Annotated in this window: 26 protein-coding genes; 14 read left to right on the top strand and 12 right to left on the bottom strand. The window is 70.8% G+C overall.

Annotated elements, in window-relative coordinates; genetic code table 11:
• The first annotated feature begins 22 nt into the window (after positions 1-22).
• Positions 23-700 (top strand): cutinase family protein, encoded by a 678-nt coding sequence (locus tag Prum_RS09900; protein WP_173075812.1) that lies wholly within the window; start codon positions 23-25, stop codon positions 698-700.
• Positions 701-784: 84 nt separating this feature from the next.
• Here the strand turns inward: Prum_RS09900 and Prum_RS09895 are convergent, their stop codons facing one another.
• On the bottom strand, positions 785-1,714 hold the full coding sequence (locus Prum_RS09895) for an esterase/lipase family protein (protein WP_173075810.1): 930 nt from the start codon (positions 1,712-1,714) through the stop codon (positions 785-787).
• A 166-nt stretch (positions 1,715-1,880) separates the two neighbouring features.
• On the opposite strand from Prum_RS09895, the gene Prum_RS49400 reads away from it, so the two are divergent.
• Together Prum_RS49400 and Prum_RS49395 are read left to right on the top strand one after the other, a co-directional pair.
• On the top strand, positions 1,881-2,981 hold the full coding sequence (locus tag Prum_RS49400; protein ID WP_218577180.1) for a hypothetical protein: 1,101 nt from the start codon (positions 1,881-1,883) through the stop codon (positions 2,979-2,981).
• On the top strand, positions 2,909-3,634 hold the full coding sequence (locus Prum_RS49395; RefSeq protein WP_218577179.1) for a hypothetical protein: 726 nt from the start codon (positions 2,909-2,911) through the stop codon (positions 3,632-3,634). The genes Prum_RS49400 and Prum_RS49395 overlap by 73 nt, the downstream gene beginning before the upstream one ends.
• On the opposite strand, the gene Prum_RS09885 is transcribed toward Prum_RS49395, so the two are convergent.
• Together Prum_RS09885 and Prum_RS09880 are read right to left on the bottom strand one after the other, a co-directional pair.
• Entirely contained in the window at positions 3,618-4,583 is a 966-nt protein-coding gene (locus Prum_RS09885; protein WP_173075808.1) for an alpha/beta hydrolase, read from the bottom strand. The two genes, Prum_RS49395 and Prum_RS09885, sit on opposite strands and share 17 nt — an antisense overlap.
• Positions 4,580-6,154 carry a carboxylesterase/lipase family protein gene (locus Prum_RS09880; protein WP_173075806.1) on the bottom strand — a complete coding sequence of 525 codons (1,575 nt, stop codon included), beginning with the start codon at positions 6,152-6,154 and terminating at the stop codon, positions 4,580-4,582. Before Prum_RS09880 ends, Prum_RS09885 begins: the two co-directional genes overlap by 4 nt.
• Before the next feature lie 245 nt (positions 6,155-6,399).
• Here Prum_RS09880 and Prum_RS09875 point away from each other — a divergent pair, with 245 nt between their 5' ends.
• The 3 genes from Prum_RS09875 (at position 6,400) to Prum_RS09865 (ending at position 8,982) form a co-directional block, all read left to right on the top strand.
• Positions 6,400-7,512, top strand: coding sequence for a hypothetical protein (locus Prum_RS09875; protein WP_173075804.1), 1,113 nt, complete (start codon positions 6,400-6,402; stop codon positions 7,510-7,512).
• Positions 7,513-7,613: 101 nt separating this feature from the next.
• The gene (locus tag Prum_RS09870) at positions 7,614-8,327 is read left to right on the top strand and encodes a S1 family peptidase (RefSeq protein WP_173075802.1); all 714 of its coding nucleotides are present in this window, start codon (positions 7,614-7,616) and stop codon (positions 8,325-8,327) included.
• Between the two features lie 97 nt (positions 8,328-8,424).
• Complete coding sequence (locus Prum_RS09865) at positions 8,425-8,982, top strand: S1 family peptidase (protein ID WP_308785345.1); 558 nt, start codon at positions 8,425-8,427, stop codon at positions 8,980-8,982.
• Positions 8,983-9,109: 127 nt separating this feature from the next.
• On the opposite strand, the gene Prum_RS09860 is transcribed toward Prum_RS09865, so the two are convergent.
• The 5 genes from Prum_RS09860 to Prum_RS09845 all read right to left on the bottom strand — a co-directional run bounded on the left by Prum_RS09860 (position 9,110) and on the right by Prum_RS09845 (position 14,192).
• Positions 9,110-9,994, bottom strand: coding sequence for a carbohydrate ABC transporter permease (locus Prum_RS09860; RefSeq protein WP_218577178.1), 885 nt, complete (start codon positions 9,992-9,994; stop codon positions 9,110-9,112).
• Between the two features lies 1 nt (position 9,995).
• Positions 9,996-10,325, bottom strand: coding sequence for a carbohydrate ABC transporter permease (locus Prum_RS51235; protein ID WP_246277783.1), 330 nt, complete (start codon positions 10,323-10,325; stop codon positions 9,996-9,998).
• On the bottom strand, positions 10,211-10,966 hold the full coding sequence (locus Prum_RS09855; RefSeq protein ID WP_246277782.1) for a carbohydrate ABC transporter permease: 756 nt from the start codon (positions 10,964-10,966) through the stop codon (positions 10,211-10,213). The genes Prum_RS51235 and Prum_RS09855 overlap by 115 nt, the downstream gene beginning before the upstream one ends.
• Before the next feature lie 76 nt (positions 10,967-11,042).
• Complete coding sequence (locus Prum_RS09850; protein ID WP_218577175.1) at positions 11,043-12,296, bottom strand: ABC transporter substrate-binding protein; 1,254 nt, start codon at positions 12,294-12,296, stop codon at positions 11,043-11,045.
• 198 nt (positions 12,297-12,494) lie between these two features.
• On the bottom strand, positions 12,495-14,192 hold the full coding sequence (locus tag Prum_RS09845) for a hypothetical protein (RefSeq protein WP_173075798.1): 1,698 nt from the start codon (positions 14,190-14,192) through the stop codon (positions 12,495-12,497).
• A 194-nt stretch (positions 14,193-14,386) separates the two neighbouring features.
• On the opposite strand from Prum_RS09845, the gene Prum_RS09840 reads away from it, so the two are divergent.
• Entirely contained in the window at positions 14,387-14,803 is a 417-nt protein-coding gene (locus Prum_RS09840; protein WP_173075796.1) for a hypothetical protein, read from the top strand.
• Here the strand turns inward: Prum_RS09840 and Prum_RS09835 are convergent.
• Together Prum_RS09835 and Prum_RS09830 are read right to left on the bottom strand one after the other, a co-directional pair.
• Complete coding sequence (locus tag Prum_RS09835) at positions 14,800-15,165, bottom strand: DUF2255 family protein (RefSeq protein ID WP_173075794.1); 366 nt, start codon at positions 15,163-15,165, stop codon at positions 14,800-14,802. The two genes, Prum_RS09840 and Prum_RS09835, sit on opposite strands and share 4 nt — an antisense overlap.
• A 236-nt stretch (positions 15,166-15,401) precedes the next feature.
• A complete protein-coding gene (locus tag Prum_RS09830; RefSeq protein ID WP_218577174.1) occupies positions 15,402-15,716 on the bottom strand; it encodes a hypothetical protein in 315 nt (104 codons plus the stop codon).
• Between Prum_RS09830 and Prum_RS09825 the strand changes: the two genes are divergently transcribed.
• Genes Prum_RS09825 through Prum_RS09805 form a run of 5 tightly spaced genes read left to right on the top strand, consistent with a single transcriptional unit; the run spans position 15,705 to position 21,577 of the window.
• The gene (locus Prum_RS09825) at positions 15,705-17,888 is read left to right on the top strand and encodes a P-loop NTPase family protein (protein ID WP_173075790.1); all 2,184 of its coding nucleotides are present in this window, start codon (positions 15,705-15,707) and stop codon (positions 17,886-17,888) included. The genes Prum_RS09830 and Prum_RS09825 overlap by 12 nt on opposite strands.
• Before the next feature lie 7 nt (positions 17,889-17,895).
• Positions 17,896-18,966, top strand: a complete 1,071-nt coding sequence (locus Prum_RS09820) for a BUD32 family EKC/KEOPS complex subunit (protein WP_173075788.1) — start codon at positions 17,896-17,898, stop codon at positions 18,964-18,966.
• Positions 18,967-18,976: 10 nt separating this feature from the next.
• Complete coding sequence (locus tag Prum_RS09815) at positions 18,977-20,032, top strand: hypothetical protein (RefSeq protein WP_173075786.1); 1,056 nt, start codon at positions 18,977-18,979, stop codon at positions 20,030-20,032.
• Positions 20,029-20,820 (top strand): vWA domain-containing protein, encoded by a 792-nt coding sequence (locus tag Prum_RS09810; RefSeq protein WP_173075784.1) that lies wholly within the window; start codon positions 20,029-20,031, stop codon positions 20,818-20,820. The genes Prum_RS09815 and Prum_RS09810 overlap by 4 nt, the downstream gene beginning before the upstream one ends.
• Positions 20,807-21,577 (top strand): protein phosphatase 2C domain-containing protein, encoded by a 771-nt coding sequence (locus Prum_RS09805; RefSeq protein ID WP_173075782.1) that lies wholly within the window; start codon positions 20,807-20,809, stop codon positions 21,575-21,577. Before Prum_RS09810 ends, Prum_RS09805 begins: the two co-directional genes overlap by 14 nt.
• A 291-nt stretch (positions 21,578-21,868) precedes the next feature.
• Here Prum_RS09805 and Prum_RS09800 read toward each other — a convergent pair whose 3' ends face one another.
• Together Prum_RS09800 and Prum_RS09795 are read right to left on the bottom strand one after the other, a co-directional pair.
• A complete protein-coding gene (locus Prum_RS09800; RefSeq protein WP_173073570.1) occupies positions 21,869-22,462 on the bottom strand; it encodes a transposase in 594 nt (197 codons plus the stop codon).
• Entirely contained in the window at positions 22,429-22,932 is a 504-nt protein-coding gene (locus Prum_RS09795; RefSeq protein ID WP_173073568.1) for a winged helix-turn-helix domain-containing protein, read from the bottom strand. The genes Prum_RS09800 and Prum_RS09795 overlap by 34 nt, the downstream gene beginning before the upstream one ends.
• A gap of 133 nt (positions 22,933-23,065) precedes the next feature.
• On the opposite strand from Prum_RS09795, the gene Prum_RS09790 reads away from it, so the two are divergent.
• Together Prum_RS09790 and Prum_RS09785 are read left to right on the top strand one after the other, a co-directional pair.
• A complete protein-coding gene (locus tag Prum_RS09790) occupies positions 23,066-23,500 on the top strand; it encodes an RpiB/LacA/LacB family sugar-phosphate isomerase (protein WP_173075780.1) in 435 nt (144 codons plus the stop codon).
• 44 nt (positions 23,501-23,544) lie between these two features.
• A complete protein-coding gene (locus Prum_RS09785) occupies positions 23,545-25,362 on the top strand; it encodes a pectate lyase-like domain-containing protein (RefSeq protein ID WP_173075778.1) in 1,818 nt (605 codons plus the stop codon).
• The last annotated feature ends 66 nt before the right edge of the window (positions 25,363-25,428 follow it).

Here is a 25,428-nt window from a genome sequence, read left to right as displayed (position 1 = left end):
CGACAAACAGAGGTGATCAGTCATGCGCTTATCCAATCCGGGCGGCCGATGGCGTACCAGAGCCGTGCTCGCCGCCTCCCTGCTCGCCGCCGGCGGCGTGGCGGTGGTGACCATCCCCGGGGCGTCCGCCGCGGAGTGCTCAGACGTCGAGGTCGTCGTCGCCCGCGGCACCGGCGAGCCCGGAGCGCTGGGGCTCATCGTCGGCGACCCGGTCTTCGACGCGATCCAGGACCGGCTCGGCGGCGCGGCGGTGACCAGCCACGCGGTCGACTATCCGGCGAACCTGCGCCGCGACTCGCCGACCGACGGCAACCAGGCGCTCGTCGACCACGTGACCAGCCAGGCGCAGGCGTGCGCGGGCCAGCAGTTCGTGCTGGTCGGGTACTCGCAGGGCGCCAACGTGGTGGGCAACTCGCTCGGCACCAGCTCCGACGGCGCGCTCGTGGGCGGCCCGGTCGTCGCCACCATCCCGGACGCGATCCAGGACCAGGTCGCGGCCGTGCTCGTGTTCGGCTACCCGCTGCGCAAGCAGGGCGGCGGCATCGAGGGCGCGGTCGCGCAGCGCACCCTGGACCTCTGCGCCGACGGCGACGTGATCTGCGACCCCGCCGGCGCCAGCATCGCCGCCCACCTGAGCTACCGCGCCAACGCCGGGGAGGCCGCGGACTTCGCGGTGGCCCAGCTCTCCGCTCTTGCCTAGACCCCGTTGATCATGAAGTTATCGCCCCGACAACTCGGCGTGTCGGGGCGATAACTTCATGATCAACGGGGTCAGGAGAGGGGGTTAGCAGCGGGCGGGGCGGAAGAGGTTGTCCGCGTCGGAGGTGCCGTCGCGTTGGACGGCGCTGAGGACTATGTCGGCCACGGCTGGTTCTTGGTCCAGGGCGTGGTTGAAGTTGAAGCGGCCTAGGCAGGCGAATTCCATGCGCTCGTTGTTCACCTGGCCGGGGTCGCCGCCTTTGAGGGTTTGGCTGTCTGGTGGGGTGATGACGTCGTCCAGGACCGACCAAGGGACCGTGTAGCTGGGGCCGGGTACGACGTCGCCGTCGGCGTTGAGCGTCGCGAGGAAGGCGGAGTCCGGCTCCAGGTCGGCGCAGGCCGCGCAGTCCGGGAAGTTGGGGTCTTCCAGCGGGGTGTCGGTGCCCCGGGTGGCGGGTGCGATGCCGACGATGTCGTCGACCTGGTCGGCGAGGCCGAGCGGGCCGACCAGCTGGCGCGGGAGCAGGCCGCCCTGGCCGTGGCCGACGAAGTCCACCTTGGTCGCCCCGGTGGCCGACAGCACGCCGGTCATGAACGTCTGCAACTCGGCCGCGCTGTCGGCCAGCGGCGCGGTGCCGTTGTTGCCGTAGTCGAGCGCGAAGGCGCACAGGCCGGCGCTGGCGATCTCGGGCGCGAGTGTCGCGAACGTCGACGCCCCGTCCCGGAAGGTGTCGTGCACGAGGATCACCGGGTCCGGCGCGTCGCCGTCCTCCGGCACCGCCGGGTCGGCGACGCAGGCGAAGTCGTTGGCGCCGGCCAGGTCGGGGGTGGCCAGTGCCTGGGCCGCGGCGACCGCGTCCTGGTCGGCCGGGCCCGCGTCACCCGCCGCGCGCGGTGGCGTGCCGTTGCCGCCGGCGTTGGCCACCGCTAGGCCGGCGCCGAGCATCACCGCCGCGGTAACGGCGATCACGCCGGCGCGTAAGGCGCCGCCGTTGCGTTTCTTCCTCCTGGACATGCTTTCTCCCTGCCGGTAGGTGATTCCTGACGTCTGCGCGGTACGGCCGGCGCGGAGGCCGGGCTCAACGCGGCGGGATAGTCGTGCGTAGCACGCGAACATCCGGCCCGGCCCTTGTCGCGCGATGAGTACCGGGCCGGGATGCCGCGTGGCTACGGTCGGCGCCATGAGCGGTAGAAAGCGTTTTGTCCTGTCAGTGATGACCGTCGCCGGGCTGTTGACGCTCGGCGTGGTGGTGGCGCCCACGGCGAGCGCGAGTGTCGAGCGGGACGAGACGCCCGTGCGGTCCGGCTCGCCGGTGTCCACTGTGGTGGAAACGGTGGTGCGGGTGAAGATACCGCTGCCCGCCTCGGCCGGCGCCCGCCCGGCCGCGTGCGACTGGCTGTCGTACCTGCGCTACCGGCACCGGGACGGGCCGGCGGAGTCGTCCGCCGCCGACAAGATCCTGGTGGCCCAGCCGGGCGTGCTGGAGGGCGCCGGCGCGTTCGACGCGGTGGCGCGCAACACGATCGTCTCCGCCGCGGCGCAGGGCCGGCACATCGAGTTCTGGGCGCTGGACCGCCGGTCGAACTGCCTGGAGGACAACCGCGGCGTGCAGGCCGCCCTGGCGGCGCGGAACGCGAAGGTGGCGGTGGACTACTACTACCGCGGCACGCCGGTCAGTGGGCAGCGGTTCGCCGGCTACCTGGGCAACGACCAGGTGGAATTCCTGCAGCACGTGGGCCTGGAGCAGACCGTGCGCGACCAGTTCGACCTGCTCGTCGCCGAGCTGCCGGAGCAGCGGCTGCGCAAGCAGAAGGTGGTCTGCGGCGGGCACTCGCTCGGCGGCATCCTCACCGCGTTCTTCGCCAGCTGGGACTTTGACGGCGACGCCGGCACCCGCGCCGACGCCGGCTTCAACCAGTGCTCGGGCTACTTCGCCCTGGACAGCCAGATCTCCACCTCGCTGCCGGACATCGCGGGCAGCGCCCAGATGATGCCCGCCGGCATGATGCCCGACCCGGGCCTGAGTTTCGCGCTGGTCCAGGCCGGGCTGCGTACCGGCGTCATACCGCGCGCCCTGTCGGCGCCCGCGGTCATCAACGCCGAGACGATGAACGTCCTGACGCTCGCCGGCCTGGCCGCGCTGGTGGCTCCGCGGGCTCAGTCCACATTGGTCGACGACCTGGGGAGAACGCCAACCTCGACACCACCATGCGGCTGCTGCTGTCCAAGAACCTGCTCACCTTCCTCACCGGAAGCCCGTCGGCCGGCGACTTCCGGCTGACGAACGAGGCGGCGCTCGGCGCACTGCTGGACGACAACTCGCAGCCGCTGGCCTTCCTCCAGACCAGCGTCGGGTTCTTCGCCGGCGGTAAGGTGGCGGACAAGGAGTTTCCGTTGCCGCGCAACGTCTCCACCATTCCCGTCATCTCCGGCCTGGCCGCCATGTTCGGGCGGGAGGCGCGGGCCATCCCGGACCAGCCGGACGGTCCGCTGTACGCCTGGCGCAACTACAACGGGTTCCGTGCCGGCGACGGCCCGGTGCCCAACGCGGCGGACGGCACCCCGTTCACCACCGCGGGCAAGGAGGTCACCGACATCCAGCAACTCGCCCGGAGCATGGGCGAGCAGCCGCTGGACTTCACCGAGGACTACTTTCCCACCAAGATCGTCACGGACATCTCGCAGTCGGGCGCGGACGAGATCGCCCGCAACGCCGTACACCGGGACGGCATCACCGCGAACCCGACGATCACCCTGGTCGCCGGCGACGGCCTGCGGGGGCCGGACGCGCCGCCGGCCCCGTTCGGCTTCACCGTCGTCGCCCCCGGATACCAGCACCTGGACGTCCTGACCGCCGACCGGGTGCAGAACAACGGCCGCCCGGAGCCGGTCTCGACCGCCCTCGCGACGTTCGTCGTCACCGGTAGGCCCTGAGCGCGGCCATCATCCGCGGCCAGGAGGCGTGCAGTTCCCGCCGCCAGTACGGCCAGGAATGGGTGCCGCCCAGATAGATGTTCGTGGTGGCCGGGATGCCCGCAAGCAGCAGGCGCCCGGCCATCACGAACGTGCTGGCCCCGAGCATCGCCTCGCTGAACTGCACCGGGCTCCACGAGCCGTTCGGATCGAACTCGCCGGACAGGCCGGTGGCCCCGCTGGACAGGTAGATCCCCGTGCCGCGCAGGTTGGCGACCAGGTCGAGCGGGTTGTGTCGCTTCCAGTTGTCCCCGTGCGTGATCGGGTTGCCCCACACCGCGGACAGGTCGTCGCCGTTGTCCGCCACGGTCCGGCACAGGACCAGCTGGATGGCGATGTTGGTGATGTCCAAGGGTGCGCTGTAGCCGGCCGCGTACGCGAACATCCCCGGGTGCCGGGCGGCGTACGTGATGGCGCCGTACCCGCCCGCCGAGATGCCCGCCACGGCCCGCGCGGGGCCGGCCCGGTACCGGCCGCGCAGCACGCTCCACAGTTCGGTCAGGTGGAACGTCTCCCACTTACCGGCGTTCGGGCCCGCCGTCGGCCGGTGCCAGTCGGCGTACAGGGCGTCCCGGCCCGCGTCTGGCATCACCACCAGCACCTGGGCGGCGGCGCTCAGCTCCTCGATGTCGGTTTCCCGGGTCCACGAGGTGTAGTCGTCGTTGCCGCCGTGCAGCAGATACACCACCGGCCAGGTGCGCGTGGCCGTGCGGGACCAGCCCGGCGGCACGAGCAGCCGGACCGGGTACGCGCGGTTGTTGGCCGGGGAGTGGACGGTCAGGTCCACCGTGCGGGGACCGAGCCACCGCTCGGCGAGCACCCTCGACGAGGCCGCGGACGCGACCCCGTCGAGGACGCCCGACCCGGCCAGCGCGGCGAGCAGGCCCACCGCGAGCCGGCGCCGCTTCACCGGCCACCGATGATGGGGGACCAGAGGGCGCAGTTGTGGTCGTCGAAGACGCCGGTGGTGAGCCGGTTGCCGGCCGAGTTGAGCTCGATCGTGCGGGGTCGCCGCGGCGTCCAGGCGGGCCACGCGGTGCCGCCGACCGCCTCCGGGTCGCCGGTACGGGCGAACGCGGTCCACGCCGCCACCATCTGGTCGGAGAGGCGCTGCTGGTTGTCGTTCCGGATGGCGGGTATGCCCTGCAGCGCGTTGAACAGGTACAGCACGTCGGCGCCGTGGAAGTTGCCCATCGGCATGAACGGGTCGACGCCGGCCAGCGGCGGGTCCGCGTCGTTGAGCTCGAACGCGAAGATCCGGGCGCCGGTCGCGTCGGCCTGCTCGATGTGCAGCTGCGCCGGGCAGGAGAACGAGCTGTCGGTCAGCACCGTGGCCTTGGCCAGGTCGGGCGAGTCGAAGCCGGACACCGGATACGCCGCGAGGACCGCGCCGGCGTCGTCGCCGAACGAGTCGCGGACGAACGCCTCGTACTCCTCTTCGCTGACCGGGGACACGGTCAGCAGGTGGTCCAGGAGCGCGATGAAGGTGCGCCCCTCGTCGCGCGTGCCCCCGACGATCAAGGGCATCTTCTGGTACGCGCCGGTGCGCCACGCCTCGTCCAGCGAGCGCGGCACGATGAAGCCGTCCACGCTGGGCACCCAGGTCAGGTCCAGCTGGAACTGGAGCGTCTCCGAGGACAGCAGCCGGTCCTGCGGCAGGGCGCGCAGGCAGGCCACCTCGCGGGCCTGGTCGGTGCAGCCCAGGTCCCGGGCGAACGCGCGGCTGCGGCGGCGCATCTCGGCCTTCGACACCGGGGCCAGCCCGTTGGAGCCGGCGCAGGAGCCACTCTGGACGATCGCCTTCTGGAAGAGGCCCGCCGCCTCCGGCGAGGCCACCTGGTGGCAGACGCTGGCGCCGCCGGCCGACTCGCCGAAGAGGGTGACGTTGCCGGGATCGCCGCCGAAGGCCGCGATGTTGCGGCGTACCCAGCCCAGCCCGGCCTGCTGATCCATGAGCGCGTAGTTTCCGGACGTGCCGCTGCCGGCCTCGGCGTCCAGGCCCGGCAGGGACAGGAAGCCGAACGGGCCGAGCCGGTAATTCACCGCGACGACGATGACGTCGCCCTTGGTCACCAGGGGAGTGGGGTCGTAGCCGCTGTTGGCGCCGAGCGTGAAGGCACCGCCGTAGATCCAGACCATGACCGGCAGGTCGGTGCCGGACCGCACCGGTGGGGTGTAGACGTCGACCGTCAGGCAGTCCTCCGAGGAGATGAACGCCCCGACGACCGGGATCGCTTGCGAACACGGGGTCCCGGACCGCGTGGCGTCCCGGGTGCCTGACCAGGCGGCGGCCGGCCGTGGGGCGCGGAAGCGACCCTCCCCGGCGGTCGGCGCGGCGAAGGGGATGCCGAGGAACTCGCGGTGGTCCTCGGCCACCCGGCCGCGGACCGTGCCGGTGTCGATGGTGACTTCCGCGCCGGGGCGCGCCGACCGGGCCGACGCGGGCGCACCGAGCAGACTCGCCGCTACCGTTGCCAGCACGAGGGAAATGAGTGTCCGATGTGGACGCGAATGTGTTCTCACGCGCGCCAACCTAGCCACTCCGGCGGCGTGGCAGACAGTAACGCCAGGCAAAGGTTCGCGGCGCCGGGTTGTCACTCGCGGGGCGGCTTGTCACCGCTCTGACATACCCCGCCCGGGATGCTGTGTCGCGGACGCGATGATGCCCGCACCCGCCCGGTCGTACCGTGGCCCCCTATTCCCAGGAGTAGGAAGGGAGGGCTCCCGTGCCCCCGATCAGGAAGCGGGTGGCGGTCGCCGGAACCGCCATGTCGGCGGTCGCCGCCGCCGTGGTGGCGCTGGTCTCCGTGACCACCGCGCCCGGCAAGCCGGCCCCCCGGCCGGTGGCCGGGGCGGCGCAGCACGCGGCACACACGGCGGGCCCCGAGCCCACCGCACCGGCCACCGAGGACACGCCCCCGGTGGTCCCGCCGGTGACGAGCGCGCCGGCGCCGGTCAGGGCCAAGAACCCGGGCACGCTCACCCGGACCATCCGGCACGGCCCGTACGAGGTGCCGGCCGCGGTGGGTGACAAGGACGGCCGCAGCCGCAACATCATCGAGCTCGGCATCGAGACGCCCTGCGGCGACTGCTACATCACCAGCATCAAGCCCGACATGCTGTACGCCGACGGGTCGGTCGCCAATGTGGACACCGGCCCGGGGCTGCACCACTTCCTGCTGACCAACCAGTTCCGCTCCGACCCGGTCTGCGGGCGGAGCCTGCCCAACCCGTCGGTGTTTCTCGGCGAGCGGTTCGCGGCCGCCGGAAACGAGCGCACCGAGATCGCGATGCCGCTCGGGTACGGCTACTACAACGACGGGCTGCACCGCTGGAACATGGCCTCGGACTTCATGAACCACGCCGAGGAGCCGAAGACCGTCTACGTCGAGATCACGTACGAGTACGTGCCGGACGATGTGGCGGAGTTGAAGCGGCTGCGCCCGGTGTGGCTGGACGTCGCGCCGTGCGGCAGCGTCCGCGACATCTACGAGGTACCGGCCGGCGGATCCACCGAGACCTGGGACTGGGAGGTCGACGTCCCCGGCCGGGTGATCGGGCTCGGCGGGCACAGCCACATGGGCGGGGTCAACGTCAAGGCCACCAACGTGAGCACCGGCGAGGTGATCTGCGACTCGGTGGTCCGGTACGGGGAGACGCCGCGCTACATCAACATCCACGGCGAGGAGGAGGTCTCGTCGCTCAAACGGTGCATCGGAACCCCGGTGACCACCCTGGAGCGCGGACAGACCGTGCGGGTGGAGTCGACGTACGAGACGGACGAGGCGATCCCGGACGCGATGGGGATCATGGTCGCCTACATCGAGGAAGAGGAGTAGGCGGGGTGCCGCGGATCTCAGAGCTTTCTCAGAATTCCGTCAAAAACCGAACTCTTCCACCATCTGGCCCGTACCGCGCATTGACGGAGAGGAGTGGATGAATGATCGCGCGACGAATGACCCCGCGCCGCCTGGCGACCACGGCGGTCGTCCTGGCCACGGTCGGCGCCGGCACGGCGTTCACCATCAGTGCCAATGCCGGCACGGCCCGTGACCCCGGCGCGGCCGTGACCACCGATACGCCGAGCGTGTCGCCGGAGATGCGCGCCGCGCTGCGGCGCGACCTGTCCCTGACGGACGCGCAGCTCGACGCCCGCCTGCGCCGGGAGGCGTGGGCGGCGCAGACCGCCAGCGCCCTGCGCCAGAGCCTGGGCGACGGGTACGCCGGTGCCTGGCTCACCGGCGGCGGCCAGCAGCTCACCGTGGCGGTCACCGACCGTGCCCTCACCAACCAGGTACGCGCCGCGGGCGCGCGGGCGGCGGTCGTGGCGCGCAGCGCGAGCGAGCTCACCACGGTCAAGCGGGCGCTGGACCGCCGCGCCGGTGCCGCCTCCACCGCGGTCACCGGCTGGTACGTCGACGTCGCGACCAACACGGTGGTGGTACGCGCCGCGCCGGCGCGGATGTCGGCGGCCCGCTCGTTCGTCCGGAGCACCGGCGTGGACACCGACGCGGTACGCCTGGTCGCCTCGGACACCACGCCGCGGCTGCTGTACCGGCCCAAGCCGACCCCCAGCTACTCGCCGCCCTCGCACGAGACACCACCCCCGTACGAGACGGCTCCCCGGAGGAGACCGAGCCCCGGAGGAGACTGAGCCCCCGGAGGAGACCGCGGCCCCGGACGGGCAGCTCGTTCGCGGCGGTGACCCGTACATCATCGAGGCGCAGGCGCGCTGCTCGGTCGGGTTCTCGGTGGAAGGCGGCTTCGTCAGCGCCGGTCACTGCGGTGACGAGGGCGATGCCACCGCCACCGAGGTCGGCCAGGAGTTGGTCGCTCAGGGCCAGTTCCAGGCGTCCTCGTTCCCCGGCAACGACTTCTCCTTCGTCGCCACCGGCGACGGCATCACGCCGGTCGGCGAGGTCAACAGCTTCGGCGGCGAGAACGCCGGCGCGGCGGACCGCGGCGAGCCACTGCCCGTCGCCGGGTCGCAGGAGGCCGTGGTGGGCACCTCGGTGTGCAAGTTCGGCTCCACCACCGGGGCCAGCTGCGGCGAGATCCAGGCGCTCGGTGTCACGGTGCGCTTCGCCGACCCCGAGGACGGCATCGGCACCGTGGCGGTGGGCGGCCTGATCGGCACCAACGTCTGCGCCGAGCCGGGTGACTCCGGCGGCTCCCTGCTGGCCGGTGACCAGGCTCAGGGCGTGGTCTCGGGTGGTTCCGGCGACTGCGACCAGGGCGGCGAGACGTTCTTCCAGCCGGTGAACGAGATCCTCGAAACCCTCGGCCTCACCCTGATCACATCGTCGTAAACCCGCCGCGCCCGATCAAGGACTTTCGCGTCGATCAAGGGCAAACGGCCGTGGTTTGGAGATCAAACCGCGGCCATTTGCCCTTGATCGACGGCTCGGCCCTTGATCGGCGCGAAGTCCGGGCGGCTCAGTCCTTCAGGCCCGCGTTGATGTCCGCGTTCATCACGTACCGCTGGAAGACCAGGTAGATGAGGACGAGCGGGATCATCGAGAGCACCGAGGCGCCCAGCAGCACCGACCAGTTGACGTTCTCCGCGCCCACGATGGTCGCCACGCCGATCTGGAGGGTGTACTTGTCCGGGTCGTTGAGCACGACCAGCGGCCAGATGTAGTCGTTCCAGCGCCACTGGAACGAGAAGATGGCCAGCGTCAGCATGATCGGTCGGGACAGCGGCAACATGATCCGGATGAACGTCGACAGTTCGCCCGAGCCGTCGATGCGCGCGGCCTCCAGCAGGTCGTTCGGCACGGTGAGGAAGAACTGCCGGAACATGAACGTGCCGGTCGCGGTGATCACGGCCGGCACCACGACGGCCGAAAGGCTGTTGTACATGCCGAGGTCGCGCACGACGAGGAACAGCGGCGAGAGGATGACCTCCGCCGGCAGCATCGTGGTCGCCAGGATGCAGATCGTGAACGCCTTGATCCACCAGTTGTTGTACTTCGCCAGCGCGTAGCCGCACGCGGCGCTCGCCACGATGGTGAGGAGCGTGGCGGAGACCGCGACGATCAGCGTGTTGAGGAAGTAGTGGGCGACGTCGAAGCTGGTCCACGCCTGGGTGAAGCCCTTGACCGTCGGGTTCTTCGGGAAGAGCGTCAGCGGGTACGAGAACAGCTCGCCGGCCGGCTTGAAGGAGCTGAGCAGGAACCACAGGACCGGGAAGCCGTACACGACGACCATGAGCCACATGACGGCGGTGGCCCAGACCCGTTTCGGCATTTCGCCCGTCGTGCGGGCCTTGCGGCGGCGGCGCAGGGCCGGCGGCCGCTGCGGCGCGGTGGTGACGGCCATGTCAGGACTCCTTCCGCCGGTTCATGGCGAGCTGCACGATCGCGACGACCATGAGGATCAACATGAGTACGAACGACGCCGCGCTCGCGTAGCCGATCTGGGCCCGCTCGAAGCCCTTCGTGTAGATGTACTGGACGAGCAGGTTGTTCGCGGTGCCCGGGCCGCCGTCGTTGATCGCGGCGAACAGCGCGTACTCCTTCATCGAGTGCAGGACGCTCAGCAGCACGACGATGAAGGTGGTGGGCGCGATCGCGGGCAGCGTGATCCTGCGGAACTTGGCCCACGAGCCCGCGCCGTCCAGGGACGCCGCCTCGTAGTACGCGGTCGGCACGTTCTTGAGCGCGGCGACGAACAGCAGCATGTTGAACGCGGTGCCGCCCACGCCGCGGCGATGATGACGACGAACATCGACAGGTTCGCGTTGGACTGCCAGGCCACCTCGCTGCCGCCGAGCTTGGTGATGACGTAGTTGACGAGGCCGAAGTTCTCGCCGAAGATCCAGCGCCAGATGACACCGGCGATGATCGGGGAGATCAGCCAGGGCAGGAAGAAGATGATCCGCGCGACGGTCTTGCCCTTGGTGTAGTCCGTGACGAGCAGCACCGCCGTGCCCAGCGAGAGCACGATCGTCAGCGGCACCACGCCGGCCGTGTAGATCAGCGTACGGATCAGGGCCGAGTAGAACGCGTCGTCCTGCAGCAGCCGCTGGTAGTTGGCCAGCCCGACCCACGGCGCGTCGCCGACGCCGGTGTAGCTGGTGAAGGAGTACAGCAGGCCGGTGGCGGCCGGCCAGACGAAGAACGTGGCGAACAGGAGAAGGTTGATCGAGATGAGCACAAAGGGTGCCCCGGTGTACCGGTTCAGCCGTCGCCGTCGCCATCGTCGCTGGCGCGGCCTGACCGGCTCCGGCCCGCGCCGTACCGGAATGCTCGGCGCGTCGGCCTCGGCCGGCGGGTGGATGCTGTCCACCATGGGGCTCTCCTGTCCTCCTCCGACGTGCGGTGCCCGCCGGCATCGAGCGATGCCGGCGGGTCTCCGCGGGTAGGCGTCAGCTGATCTGTTCGTTGAGGCCGTTCACGATGTTGTCGACGGTCTTCTGCACGTCCTGCTCGCCGTTGATGAACTTCGCCATCTCGGCCTTGGTCGGGTCGTCCTGGATGGACTTGCCCGCGATGATGAGCTTGGTGCCGTTGGCCTGGCCCGAGGCGGAGATCGGGTCAGCCAGCTCGATCTCCTTGTTGTAGAGCGCGAAGGCGTCCAGCGCGGTCTGCGACTTGAACGGGTAGGCCAGGGTGAGGCCGGTCTCGACGGACAGGTACCCGTTGGTCTGCGCCAGCTTGGTGTAGTTGTCCCGCTGGAAGAGGAAGTCGACCCACTTCTTGGCCGCCGACGCGGTGTCCTTGTTGTTGAACGCGACGACCTTGCCGCCGGTGTTGATGTCGGTCGCGTGCACCGGGCCCGGGGTCGGCGCGCTGGTCCACTCGAAGCTCGTGATGCCCTCGGCGAAGTCCGGCACCTGCCAGACGCCGGAGAAGTAGGCGACGACCTGGCCGCTCTTGAACAGGGCGTTCGGGTCGGCGCCGGAGGTCCAGACCGACTTCGGCATGATCTTGTCGTCGTTGATCGCCTTGAACTGGGTCAGCGCGTCGATGGTCGCGGCGTCCGGGGTGGCGTACTTGCCGTCGGAGCCGAGCTGGAAGCCCTTGCCACCGTGGTTGTAGATCCAGGCCCGGATGCGGGCGGGGGAGTTGTCGTAGACCAGGTCGTACTTGGCGCCTGTCGCGGTGCGGACCTTGGTGGCCGCCGCGAGGAAGTCGTCCCAGCTCCAGGTCTGGTTGGGGTCCGTCGGGTAGGTGACGTTGGCCTTGTCGAACAGGCTCTTGTTGATGAACAGGCCGGCCGCCGTGACGTCCGAGGGGATGGCCAGGACCTTGCCGTCCTGCTCGGTGACGAGGTCCTTACGGATCTTGTTGGTCTCGTTGTTCGCGGTCGCGCTCAGGTCCTGGAGCTGGTTGATCCAGATCGTGTCCAGCGAGGGCACGCTGGCGGCGTCGGGCAGGGAGTTGGCCTGCGCGGACTGCCGAAGCTTGTCCTGGTACCCGTCGTAGGGCTGGTTCACGATCTCGACGGCGATGCCTTCCTTGGCCTCGAACTCCTTGGCCAGGTCGGTGTAGCCCTGGATCTGCGCGGACGTGGACAGCCAGAAGGTGATCTTCTTAGCGTCCGTGCTGCCGCTGTCGCCAGAGTCGTCCGAGCTGCCGCAGGCGGTGAGGGCGACAGCCGCGACGACGACTACCGGCAACCACCGCAAGCCTCTGAGCCCCTTCGTGAGTGTCGTGGAACGGGTCATCAGGTATCTCCTAAGTTATCTACGCCTTGTAAGCGACGGACGTTAACGGGTAAGCGCTTACCACGTCAATAGTCAGGACATACGGTCTTAACGATTGTCCTGACATACGGACGTCATGTGCATTGTTCGGCGGAAGCGATGGGAGCGCTATCAGGGCGCGTTTCCGCTGATCAGAAGCCTGACGTGGGCGGGGACCCGCCCGCTGAGATACAGCCGAGGGCCCGAGACGGCGTCCGTGCCGGCGAGGTAGCGGTACTCTTCGCCCGGTTCGTACGCCGGCTCAGCGTTCGCAGTCGGCATCGCGTTGCCCTGCCCGTCGGATACATCGAGTAACATCACGCTGATCGCGCTCCCACCGATCTGGTACGCCGCGGCGGCCTCCGGTGCCGCGTCGAGCTGCCACCGGTCCGGGCCGAGCGCGCGCGCTCCGGTCACCGTGCCGCCGGGCTGAAACGCCAGTTCGAGCGCCCAGTCCAACACGGCGCCGGTCAGGTCCAGGACCAGTTCCACCCCGGCCGCCGTCAGCCGGGCCCGCACCGTCGTGGTCAGCGTGACGTCGTCCCGGGTACGCCGGCCGAAGTCCATCGCCGCGCTGAAGCGCCCCTCGTCGACCAGCCGGTAGTGCCCCTGGGCGTCGTGGTGCTGCGGCGCCAGCGGCTGGTAGTACGCGGCGGACTCGGTCTCCGCCAGCGTCACCGAGTCCCCGTCGACCGCCAACCCGTCGGCGCGGAACGGCCCCTTGCCGAAGAACGTCCGCGACAGGCGGGCGCTGGACAGGACCGCCTCCCCGGCGAAGAGCCGCAGGAACGTCGGTGAGTTCGCCAGGCCCGAGCGGATCCGCCCGTGGCGCGGGTAGTCCGAGCCGCCGAAGAGCACGGTCGTGGTCGCGGGGCGGTGTTCCATGAGCAGCCCGGCCGCGCCGAAGACGCGCCGGCGGGGTCGCCGCGGCGGCGTGGCGGGCGGCAGGTCGCGCCCGATGCCGGGGTCGAGCACCAGGCGGGTGGCCGCGTCGGCGGGCGAGAAGATGCCCTGGGCCAGCGCGATCTCGGCGGCCCAGGCCAGGTCGCCGCGCCCGCGCAGCAGCGCCAGGTGGCGCAGCGGCAGCAGGTACCCGGCCAGCGGCATCGGCCGGTGCTGGTCCTGCCGGCGGGACAGCACCGTCTCCACCGACCCGTCCGGCAGGAGCAGGTCGAGCGTGGCGTCCAGGTTCCGTTCGACGGCGGCGACGAGGTCCGGCCGGTCGAAGACCTCGGCGATGGTCAGCAGCGACGGGTTGGACACGTGGGCGGCGTAGTTGGCGCTGCGCTCGGAGTAGAGCCCGTCGCCGTCGATGTCGACGCCCTCGGCCAGCCACTGCTCGACCCGGCTGGCCAGCGCCGGTTCCGGCGAGATCAGGAAGAGCCGGGCGAGCGCGGCCGACAGCTCCCAGCGGTGGTTGGGCGTGTGCACGCCGCCCTTGGCCAGCGCCGGGGTGGCGGTCGCGAGCAGGTGCTCGAGGTCGCCGGCGAGGCGGTGCGGCGTACCGCCGGCCTGGCGCAGCATCAGCAGCGCGTCGGCGAGGTCGTTGATGCTGAACGCGGAGTCGGGTGGGGAGTCGACGTTGTCCCCGCCGGTGAAGAGCCCGCTCGGCCCCTGGAGGTCCCGCAGCAGGGCGACGAGGGTGACCGCGTGATCGAGGAGCTCGGTGCCGCCCAGGTCGCTGCGCGTCGCCGCCACGAGCGCCTTGATCCGCTCGGCGAGGCTGCGGTGCTGCAGGCCCCGCCAGGCGCCTTCGGCGGCCTCCTCGACGATCGAGCGGACCTGCGCGGCCAAGGCGGTATGGACCTGGGCGGCGAACCCTAATGCCATGCTCTGTTCCGTTCGAGTCGTTCGTGGTGCTTCGAGGGGAAAACGCTTTCTTCGACACTGTAGCCGAGCCGCCTGGACTTCGTGATCAGGGCGTCCTTCAAGTCGTTCCAGCGACTTGAAGGACGCCCTGATCACGGTTGGGGGCTGGACGGGCGTCGATACACTCGCCGGCGATGGTTAACGAGGGCAGGCCGTTGAGGCCCCGCTACAGCCGGCCGGAGCCGCCGCGACCGGAGCGCCGGCCGCCCACGGTCTGGGTCATCTGCCTGCTGCTGGCCGCGCTCGGCCTGCTGGGCGCGTTCATCGGGGCGCTGCTCCTGCAGGACGCGGTCTCGCACGGCGAGGAGGACGAGTTCATCGCCGCCGTGGTGCTGAGCCTGCTGCTCTCGGCGACGCAGGTGGCCTCCGCCGCCGGGCTCTTCTTCGGCCGGCGCTGGGGGCGGACCGGGGCGCTGTTCGTCTGCGCCGCGCACATCGTGGTCATCATCGTCGGGGCCGCTACCGACAGCCTGGGCAGCGGGCAGGCATGGTCCGGGGTCGCCGTCAACGGCGCGCTGGTCTTCGCCCTGCTCGGCCCGAAGGTGCACGACTGGTGCCGGCCACCGGGCTAAGCGGGCACCAGCCGGAGAGTCGTGCCGCTGACCGGCGGCCGGACCATCGCCTGCGCCGGGCTGGTGTCGCCGTACTTGGCGAGGTACTCCCGGTCGATCGCCGCGTCGAGGGCGGCGTCGGTGACGGGCACGAACCGCACACCGCGCTCGCCGCCGCTGGTGACGACCGCGCCCGAGCCGTGCCGGCGGGCCCGGCGGTACCACCGGCCCTCCTGGCCCTTCCACGACCGCACGTAGAGGTGCTCGCCGAGGGGCACGACCCAGATCGGCGTGCGGATCGTGTCATGACCCGGGGCCGGCACCACGATGTCGAGGTCGCGTACGGCGGCCAACTCGTCGAAGGTCTGCGCGTCCCAGTCCATTCCGTCACGCTAACCCGGCCGGGATCCGCGGGACGGCGGAATGCGACTACTGGATCCTTGTCCTAGATCCGACGAGCGCTGGCGTCCGAAGTGGACTTGACAGCGTGCGATGGGACGGCGTCGCCATAGCAATAAGGCGAGCGCTAATCGCCCGGATGGACAAGAAACAAGTGTTCTCTTCTCGGTCCGTTTCGCGCGTGAGAACCTGTAGCCACTTTTCCGATCGGGCCGGGAATTCACGCTTTCCGCGGCCGGGTGAGGAGTCCTGCGTGTCGAACGTTGAAATGAAGATCGCCGCGACGATTGCGGGCCGCGCACGACACCGGCCGGCCGTTGAACGGGTCCGTGTCGCGTATGAGGATCTGGCCGGGCGGTTCGACGACGTACGACGTTTGGCCAAGGACGCCAGGCAGGAAGCCTATCGTCACTCGGCCCGGCCCGAGTTCGCGGCAATTGGCCAGGATCTCGCGGATTTTCTTGAAGGTCCGCGTTCTCTCGACACGCTGACCGAGCGAATCAACGAGCTGCGATCCCAGGTGATGGCGGTCCACGCGCGGGTGCACCGGGAGACGGTCAACATCGGCGTTCTCGGCCGAACGAAGGCGGGCAAAAGCACGATCCTGCGAAAGGTCGCCAACCAGGGTGAGGACGTCATTCCGTCCGGCTCGGACTTCCCGACGACCGCCGCGCGGACGCGCATCTACCATTCGCCCGATCGCCGCGAGGCCGTCATCACGCTGCGCACGTGGGAAGCGTTTCGCGACGAGTACGTGCAGCCGCTGCACACCAGCGCGGGACTGGGCGCGGCCCCGCGTACGCCGGACGAGTTCGCCGCCTATTCGTACCCGGCGTCGGTCACCATCGATTCCGGGACGCGGGGGGCCGGCGCGCCACCGGAACGACTGAGCGCCCAGCCGTTCCTCGTCAAGCTCAACCAGGCGCAGCGGTCCTTCCCCAGCTACCGGCAGATCCTGCTGGGGCAGGAGCGGGTCATGACGGTGCCGCTGGCGAGCCTGCGCCCGTACATCGCGTACCCCCTCGACCAGAACGGCGTGGACCGGCCCTACCACGCGGTCCGGGACGTCCACATCTACTGTCGTTTCCTCGTCGACCGGGCGCGCCTCGTGCTGGTGGATCTGCCGGGCGCCGGCGAGGCCGGGCTGGAGATCGACCGCCATTTCCTCCGCGACATCAACAACGACGTCGACCTGCTGCTGTGCATCAAGAAACCGATCAAGGACACCGTCCACCACGGCACCGACGATTTCGAGATCCTCCAGCTCGCGCAGGACGCCGGCCGCGACGTACGCCTCGCCGACTTCCTCATGATGGTCGTCAACCGGGACGCCGACCTGGGCGAAGGCTCGTTCCGCAACGCGCTGACCGCGGTCGAGGCGGTCACCCGGCCGCACGGCATCGAGGTGCTCGTCTGCGACGCCACCGACGAGGCGAGCGTCCGGGACCGGCTGCTGCTCCCCGTCCTCGATCGGCTCGCCGATCGGCTCGCCGACATGGACGCGATGGCCATCGAACGGATGCGCGGCGGCCTGGCCGACCTCGCGGACGAGGTGGGCGACCTGCTGTCCCGGGTCAACCGCAGCGCCGCCGAGTGGCGCCGGGTGCTGCCCGAGGACGAGGACGAGCTGTACCGGCAGGCGGCCAAGCTCCGGCGGTCGCTGAGCCTGGCGCTGCGGGAGCTCTACAAGGCGTACGAGGAGTCGGTGCGCGGCGGGACGCCGATCGACGAGATCGAGGCGGCGATCGACGACGCGGAACGGCGGGTCCGCGAGTGGGCGGCCCAGGGGTACGGCGTGGGCGGCCACTCCGAGTGGGAGGCCGAGACCGTGGCGGCGATGGCGACGGAGCCGTTCCGCGAGTACGAACGGCAGCTCAACGGCGCGCGGCACGAGATCACCCGCCAGTTCCAGCACATCGACGCGTCGCTGCACGCCGCCGTCGACCGGTTGTGGGGCGAGGTCGCGGCGGTCCTGCGCGAACGCCTCACCCCGGACCTCGTACCCGACGGCCCGGACGCGCTGCCGCGCCTGCTGGAGGCGATCGGCCACCTCAACGTGCCCGCCTTCCGGCGCGCGGTCGAGCGGCTCGCCCAGCTGAAGAAGGACTACGGGAGCCTGTTCCTGCGGGTGGCCACGCCGATCGTCATCAAGGTGGACCTGGAGAGCTGGCAGGCGCGGCTGATGGTGCACCGGGCCGGCGCCGCGCCCGCGCCCACGGCGACGCCGTCCGGCCGTACCGGCTCCGACGACGAATGGTGGTTGGACTACGAGGAGTCCGCCCAGCCGCGTACCCCTGGGGATGCCCCCGTGTCCCCGGCGCCGCGCCCCGGCGCGGGCTGGACCGAGCCGGCGGGCCTGGGTACGCCGGCCGACCACACGAAGAACCTCGCCGCATTGCTGAACAGCGCCATCGACGAGGCGCTCGGCGAGCTCACCGAGAGCCTGCGCCGCGAGTCGCTGTCGATCACCAGCGTGCTGGCCGCGACGCTGTGGGTGTTCTGGGACGGCGCGGGCCGTACGCCGGACGGGGAGCTTGAGTACAAGAAGATCTGCGGCCCGTACCGCACCACGATCTGGCCGGAGGTCTTCGACGGCTCGGCGGCGCAGCTGTCGGGGCGGATGGGCGCGCTGGACGAGGGCGTGGGCAGCCTCGCCGGCTCGGCCGCCACCCTCCAGCAGGCCCTGACCGGGCCGGCCGGCGCGTAGGGCAGCGATGACGGACAACCGGCCCTGGCCCTCCCTGGACGACTACCTGACCGCCCTGTGGCGGCCCACCCAGTCGCTGGCCGGCCGGCTCGGCAAGTTCGTACCGGTGCGGGATGCGGACGACACCGTCCAGCCGGTGCCGGGCCAGTCGGCGTACGTCTTCTACGGCGAGATCGAGGGCGAGCCCACCGTGCTGCGCTGCTTCCGGCGGCCGCCGGCCCCGTCGCTGCGCAAGCGCTACCAGCGGCTGTCCCGGTACGCCAAGGACGGCGGCTGCCCGGCGTTCGCCAGCTTCCGGTGGTGGGACGACGGGCTGTCGGCGGGTGGGCAGCAGGTGCCCGTGCTGAGCATGGAGGACCTCGGCGGGCGCTCGCTGCGCCTGCACCTCGACGAGATCAGGACCGATCAGGAGCGGCTGGAAAGCCTGGCCAGCGGGTGGCAGGCGCTGACCGCCGAGCTGAGCGCGCGGCGGCTCGCGCACGGCGACCTCCAGCAGGACAACATCTGGATCGACCGCGACGACCGGCTGCGGCTGGTCGACCTCGACGGGGTGTGGGCGCCGCCGCTGTCCGACCTGCCCCCGGACGAGTACGGCCACGAGAACTTCCAGCACCCGCAGCGGGTGTCCAGCGACTGCTGGGGCGAGGACGTGGACCGGTTCTCCGCGCTCGTCGTGCTGGTCTGCATCCGGGCCCTGATCCACGACCCGGCGCTGTGGGACGAGTACCACGCCGACGAGAACCTCCTGTTCCGCGCCGACGACCTGGCCCGGAGCATGGCGACCCCGCTGTGGTTCCGGCTCGCCTCCAACCGGGACGCGCAGGTCCGCGACCTGACGGCCGAGCTGCACCAGCTCTGCCAGGCGGCGTTCGCGACGGTGAGCCCGAAGTCGGTGCGCACCGTGCCGACCGTGCGGACCGTGCCGGCGGCGCGACCGCAAGCGGCGCCACCGGCGCCACCGGCGCCACCGGCCACGGCCGCGGCCGCGCCACGGCGGCGGCGCCGATCCGTCCTGGCGTTCGCGGTGCTGGCCGCGCTGATCGGACTGGTCGTACTCCTGCTCGTCGCGACAGCCTGAGGGGAAGACCGTGCGAAGCTTCCGGCCGCCGTACCTCCTCGCGCCGACCGCCGCGCTGTTCCTGATCCTGGGCGTGATCGCGTCGGTGGCCTGGCCGGACGCCCCGCCGACGGTGATGGTGGCCGAGCAGGCGCGGGACGGTGCGGCGCTGGACCAGGAGGCGCTGGACCGTACTCAACAGGACGCCGCGGCGCTCGGCGCGGAGGCCGTGCTGGTCGTCGTGCCCGCGGACCGCCCGCCGGGCGCCCGCATCCAGCTCCGGGTCACCAAGGACGATCGGTTGGCCGCGCTCGCCACGCGGTTCCGCGTCGACGTCGAGACGCTGGTGCGCGACAACCCCGGCGCCTTCGACAAGGACGGGGCGCCGACGAAGCCGGGCAAGACGATCTCGGTACGGATCGACGACCCGTACCGCCTCCCCGACGGGCAAGCCCTGCTCAGCTCGCGGGCCGTGACGGGCGCGCCGCCCGATGACGGGCCGCCCTTGTCGGTGGTCTTCACCGCCTCGGGCGCCGGGCCGGTGGTCGACGCGCTGGGCGGGCTCGCCGTGGTGGTCGACGGGACGGGGGCGGTCCTGGCCCGGCCCGAGGACGGCGGGGTGGCCCGCTCGCTGCGGATCCTCGTCCTGGTGACCTGGGTGCCGATGGTCGTGCTGCTCGTCGCGCTCGCCGTCCGGCGCTGGCGACGCCCGCCGCCGGAGCCCGTGCGAGCGGAGCGAGCGCCAGCCAGCTCGGTCTTCGGGCCGGCGTCGTCTGGACTGAGGAGCGAAGCGACGAGGGAAGATGGCGCCTCGCAGGCCCGAGGGCCCGTGCGAGCGGAGCGAGCGCCAGCAAGCACAGCCTTCGACTTCAGCCCGTGGGCGGTCGCCGGGCCGCTCACCGAGCCGGCGGAGCAGTGCCCCCAGTGCGGTGCCTTCGATCCCGTGGGCCGGCAGGGCGCCTACCGCTGCACGGTCTGCGGCGACAGCTGGGTGGCTCAGGGCCGCGACTGGCCGAAGGTGCTGCTGGGCGGCGCCGGCACGTTCACGGACGAGGTCCGTCGTCAGCAGGAGGGGATCAGCCAATGAGTGTGGACCGCAAGAAGCCCGGGTGCTTCGTATTCCTTCTCGACCAGTCCGCGTCGATGCAGGAGCCGATGGCCGGCGCCGCGACCATGACCAAGGCGCACGCGCTGGCCGGCAGCATCAACGAGCTGCTGGAGTCGATCGTGATGCGCAGCGTGAAGGCGCGCAACGAACCGCCCCGGCACTACTTCGACGTCGGCCTGATCGGATACGGCACCGGTGCCCGGACGCTCTTCTCCGGCGCGCTCGCCGGCCGCATGCTCGCCTCCGTCGCGGAGATCGCGACCAACAAGCTCCGCGTCGACCGCGACGGCGGCCGGCCGCGGCCGATCTGGTTCGAGCCGGTCGCCGACGGGCTCACCCACATGTGCGCGGCGCTCGACCTCGCCGCGAACATCGTCGAGGGGTGGGTGGCCAGCCACCCGGATTCGGATCCGCCGGTCGTCATCAACATCACCGACGGGTACGCCACGGACGGCGACCCGGAGCTGGCGGCCCGCCGACTCGTGTCGCTCGGCACCGGCCAGGGCGCCACCCGGCTGTTCAACATCGCCCTCGGCGCCCACCTGGCCACCGCCGTGACGTTCCCGGCGGACGACCGGGCGGTGACCGACGAGCGCGCGAAGGCGCTGTTCCGCATGTCGTCGCCGCTGCCGCCGCTGATGCGGGAGTACGCCGTCGAGCTCGGGGTGGACGTGCACAAGGACGCCCGCGGGCTGGTCCTCAACGCCGACATGAAGGCCGTGGTGCAGGCCATCGACATCGGGACCCGCGTCGATGTCCGGGCGTGACGGCGCCGCGCCGAGGTTCGTCGTCCACGCGTACTCCTTTCCCAAGGACGAGGCGCACCCGCAGGACTGGGAGGACGCCGCCGGCTACCTGGTCACCGGCGCCGAGGGCTGGTTCGCGGTCGCCGACGGCGCCGGCAGCGGGTACCGGGTCAAGGAGTGGGCGCGGCACCTCGTCGACGGCTTCCTGGACGCGCGGCCGCGTACGCCGCGGACGACCCAGGACGTACTCCTGCGGCAGCGGGACCGCTGGCCGCACGCCGCGCCGGCGCGCGAGCAGTCCGATGTGGACTGGTGGGAGGCGATGGCGGCGGAGCGGCTGGAGAGCGCGGCGGCGTTCGCCGGCGTCTGGGCGCGGGCCCCGGAGGACACGGACGGCAACTTCCACGTGTACGCCATCGGCGACTGCTGCGTGCTGCACGTCCGCGGCGCCACCCTCCAGGTGTCGTTTCCCGTCTCCGCGGGGCAGGCGTTCAGCCAGAGCCCGACGCTGTTGTACTCGCGGCCGGAGAAGTCGCCCGACCCGGCCGGCTGGATCCAGTTCTGCACCGGCCAGCTCCGGCGCGGGGACATGCTCGTCCTGGCCAGCGACAGGCTGAGCCAGTGCCTGCTGGAGCAGTCCGCGATGACCGGCGCGCCGGTCTGGCAGGCGATCCGGGCGGTCGACCGCCGGTCGTTCCAGGACCTGGTCCGCGGCCTTCGCGACCACGGGAGCCTCGGGGTGGACGACATCACGCTCGTTCGCGTCTGCGTTATCTAGAGACGTCTCGCGGTGAGGGTGAGGAAAATCAAGAGATGTTGAGCTGCCGCGACGCCCGTCGTGGTCCGGGCCGTTGCTCCCGCGGCCGCACCCTCCGCGTCCCACAACCCATCCCGGTCCGGCGCGCCGCGCGCCGGGGCTGTCGATTGTGGACCGCGCAGGGCGAGGCCGCGGGAGCAACGGCCCGGACCGCGACGGACATCGCGGTAGCCCAAGATTGTCTCTTGGTAGTTGGATCTAGACGAGAAACGGTTCGGAGCTAACCATTTCTCGTCTAGAGAGCTTTCGGGGTCAGGGTGGGGATAGTCCGGTAGCGGTGAGGTAGCCGTCGATGATGCCTGCGCGGTATTGCATGCGTTTGAGGCGGTTCTTCACGGCTGCGGTTAGTGCGGTGGCGGTGGTGGCGGGAAGGTTGGCCAGGCTGCGTTTCATCGTGGACCAGACCTTCTCGACCGGGTTGAGTTCAGGGGCGTAGCCGGGCAGCAGGTAGACCCTCAGCCAGGGCCGGTCGGCGATCAGTGCGCGCATCCGTGTGGACTTGTGTCCTGATAGCCGGTCCCAAACCAACACGATCGGCGCGGCGAGTTGTCGGTGGGCGGCGTCCAGCAGGTCGGCGAAGTCGGGTTCGCGGAAGCCCTTCGGGTCGCCTTTGCGGCCGCGGTAGGTGCGGGTGCGGTAGATCAGTCGGCTGGGGTGGCCGGGCCGGTAGCAGACCAGCCCGGCTATCGATACCCGGACGTTGCCTTTGGCGGTGACCTTGACGACCGGGGTGTGGCCGCGTGGGGCCCAGGTGGTCGCCTTGGCGGGGTGAAGAGTTTGGCCGGCTTCGTCGGCGAAACAGATCCAGGCGTTCAGCCTGCCCGCGAGTCTTTTACCGCTGGCCACTGATATCGGCGCCAGCGGGCGATGGCTTGCTCGTCCCGCTCGATCGCTCGCCGGGTCGGCAGTTGTGGGCTGAACCCGAGCCGCCGCATCGCTTCCCAGGTCGTGGTCACGCTGACCCGGACCTTGAACATCAACCCGATCAACGCCGCGACCCGGGCCAAAGTCCAGCGCTGGTCCTCGCGGTAACCAGCCGCGGCCGGACCTAGTTCCAGCCGCGCCTTGAGCTTGGCCAACTGCGCGTCGGACAGTGTCGGGTCCGGGCCCGGCGCACCTTTGGACGCCAACGCCTGCACGCCACCGCCCTGCCAGACCCGCCGCCACTGGTACGCCGACTTCTGCGACACCTCTAACCGTTTGGCGACCTCGACCGGCGCCACCCCTTGGGCGAACAGGTCCGCGGCCTGCCGGCGGACCTGCTCGCGCCGCACTCGCGCGGACTGGTTGACGCCGCCGCCATCGCCGTACCTCATACCCCCAAGCCAAGCGGACAAACCAGCAGAAAGCGATCACCCGCAAGAAGCATTGTGGACAGACAACAAACCCTAACCCCGAAAGCTCTCTAGATCCATGGGACGGGCCGCCTACCGGCCGTATGCTGGCCGCGTGCGGATCGCGTTCGGGGCCGACGACGACAACGAGGTCACCAGGGCGGTGGTCGGATACCTGTCCGAGCTCGGCGAGGTCGTCCGGGTGGGCGCCGCCGAGCCGTGGCCCGAGATCGGCGCCGGGGTGGGCCGGGCGGTGGTGGAGGGCCGCGCGGACTACGGCGTGGTGATGTGCTGGACCGGCACCGGCACCGCCATCGCGGCCAACAAGGTGCCCGGGGTACGCGCGGCGCTGGCCTGGGAGCCGTGGATCGCGACCGGCGCGCGGCTGTGGAACGACGCCAACGTGCTCGCGCTCAGTCTGAAGCGGCTCGCCCCCGACGTCGCCGTCGAGGTGGCCCGCGCGTTCTTCGCCACGCCCCAGCCCGACCCGGACGAGGCCGGCAACATCGCGCGCCTGTCCACGCTGGAGCCCGGCCCCGACCCGGCGTAGTGTGAGAGCGCTCTCACAGACCCTCCGCCGAGAGGACGAACCGCATGTTGACCCGCCTCACCGGTCTCGCCGTGGCGACCCTGCTCGCCGCGACCGGCACCGCCGCCATGGCCGGCCCGCCGCCCGCCGGCCCGCCCACCCTCGGCCCGAACGTCACCGTCTTCGACCCCGGCATGCCCGTCAGCCAGATCCAGGCGACCCTCGATGCGACGCACACCGCGCAGGTCGACAACGAGATGGGCACCAACCGGTACGCCTTCCTCTTCAAGCCCGGCACGTACGGCACCGCGGAGCAGCCGCTGCAGATCAAGGTCGGTTACTACACCGAGATCGCCGGCCTGGGCGCCGCGCCGACCGACGTGGTCATCCACGGCAAGGTCGAGGTCTACAACCGCTGCCTCGCCGACGGCGGTACGAGCAACTGCCTCGCGCTCGTCAACTTCTGGCGCACGTTGTCCAACCTCTCTCTCACCATCGACCCGGCCGGCCAGGACGCGTGCCGGTCGTCGGCGAACTTCTGGGCCGTGTCCCAGGCGGTGTCGATGCGCCGGCTCGACATCAGCGGCGCCAACCTGTCGCTGATGGACTACTGCACCGCCGGCCCGCAGTACGCCAGCGGCGGCTTCATCGCCGACTCCCGGCTGCCGTTCGTCATCAACGGCTCGCAGCAGCAGTGGCTCACCCGCAACAGCGAGGTCGCCGGGTGGTCCAACGGCGTGTGGAACCAGGTCTTCGCGGGCGTCACCGGCGCGCCGGACGACGCCGCGTTCCCGAACCCGCCGTACACGACGCTGCCCACCACGCCGCTCAGCCGGGAGAAGCCGTACCTGTTCGTGGACGCCAAGGGCCGGTACCAGGTCCGGGTGCCGTCCGCCCAGCGAAACACCAGCGGCGTGACGTGGGCGGCCGGCATGACGCCGGGGCGTACCGTCCCGCTCGCCGACTTCTACGTCGCGCGGCCCGGCGACTCCGTACGCACGATCAACCGCCAGCTCGCGCTGGGCAAGCACCTGCTGCTCACCCCCGGCGTGTACGACGTGGCGAGCAGCATCGAGGTCCGGCGCCCCAACACCGTGGTCCTCGGCATCGGGCACGCCACCCTCACCGCGGTCGGCGGCTCCACCCCGCTGGACGTCGCCGACGTACCCGGGGTGGTCGTCGCCGGCGTCACGATCGACGCCGGACTGCACGAGTCGCCGGTGCTGCTGCGGGTCGGCCGCAAGCACGGCGCGGGCTTCAGCCTGCCGGGCAACCCGACCACACTGTCCGATGTGTACTTCCGGGTCGGCGGCCCGCACGTCGGCAAGGCGAACATCGCGCTGGAGGTGAACAGCGACAACGTGCTCATCGACCACACCTGGGTGTGGCGCGGCGACCACGGCGTCGAGGGCTTCACCGACACCGAACGCTGGAACACCAACACCGGCCGGTACGGCGCCGTCATCAACGGCGACAACGTGACCGCGACCGGCCTGTTCGTCGAGCACTTCCAGCGGTACAACACGGTCTGGAACGGCGAGAACGGCACGACCATCCTGTACCAGAACGAGCTGCCGTACGACCCGCCGACGCAGGCGGACTGGATGAACGGTGACGTCGAGGGCTACGCCGGATACAAGGTCGGCGACCGGGTGAAGCGCCACACGCTGTACGGCGCCGGCGTGTACGTTTTCAACCAGAACAACCCGTCGATCCACACGGAGAACGGGTTCGAGGTGCCACGGCGGCCGGGGGTGACGCTGCACCACATCATGACCGTCAACCTCAGCGCCGGCACGATCGACCACGTCGTCAACGGCGTGGGCGACCCGGCCGACACCACCCGGATCGGTGTGCCCGTCTACGTAAGTCAGTACCCGTAGGAGCGATGAGTTTCGGGCGGCCGGTCCGTCTTAGTCGGCGTACCTCACTTAACGAACGCACGAGGG

Source organism: Phytohabitans rumicis, assembly GCF_011764445.1.
Taxonomy (GTDB): Bacteria; Actinomycetota; Actinomycetes; order Mycobacteriales; family Micromonosporaceae; genus Phytohabitans; species Phytohabitans rumicis.
Note: the sequence above shows the minus strand (reverse complement) of the source record. Positions and strands in the feature narration are given on the sequence as shown.